Below are 615 nucleotides of genomic sequence, written 5' to 3'. Positions count from 1 at the left end.
TCTGAATTGAGCGCTCTCACGGTGTCTTCTGGAATGGCACCTTTGATTCGTGTTGCTAGTGTTAATTCTGTTGGTATTTAACTGGGTTATATGATGTTAAAACGTATTTTATTCAGTCTGGTGTTAGTGCTCGTTAGTACCTCAGCGTTTGCTGAGCAAGACGCAGCGCACTGGATTAATAAAATGCGAACGGCTTCGACATATGAATCCTATCGTGGGGTTTTCATGTTTAGTCGTGGTGACATGTCTAGCTCTATGCGTGTTGTGCATCGATTTATAGACGGACAAGAGCAAGAGCGTTTGACTCAGCTTGATGGGGATATGGGAGAGATTCTGCGTCGTGGCACGCAAGTCATGTGTCTTATCAAGGGGCAGCGCTTAGTTGAACTTGATAAACCGGACTTTGCTAATCCTGTCAGTAATCGATTTGCCAATTTTATTCCTGGTCATATGCATTACACCCTGCATAAAAAAGGCTATGAACGGATCGTTAATCGATCGTCTGTTAAATTAAAGATTATGGCCAATGATGCAAAGAGATATAGCTATGCGTTATGGCTTGATGAAGACACGGGTTTGTTGTTGAAATCACAGGTCTTGGGTGTTCAAGACAAA

Annotated in this window: 1 protein-coding gene; it reads left to right on the top strand. The window is 42.6% G+C overall.

Features of this window, described 5'->3' with window-relative positions:
* Positions 1 to 90 precede the first annotated feature (90 nt).
* A partial coding sequence (locus tag A3739_RS18600) for a sigma-E factor regulatory protein RseB domain-containing protein (RefSeq protein WP_304440290.1) occupies positions 91 to 615 on the top strand: 525 nt, incomplete at its 3' end.

Source organism: Oleiphilus sp. HI0067 (assembly GCF_001635735.1).
Note: the sequence above shows the minus strand (reverse complement) of the source record. Positions and strands in the feature narration are given on the sequence as shown.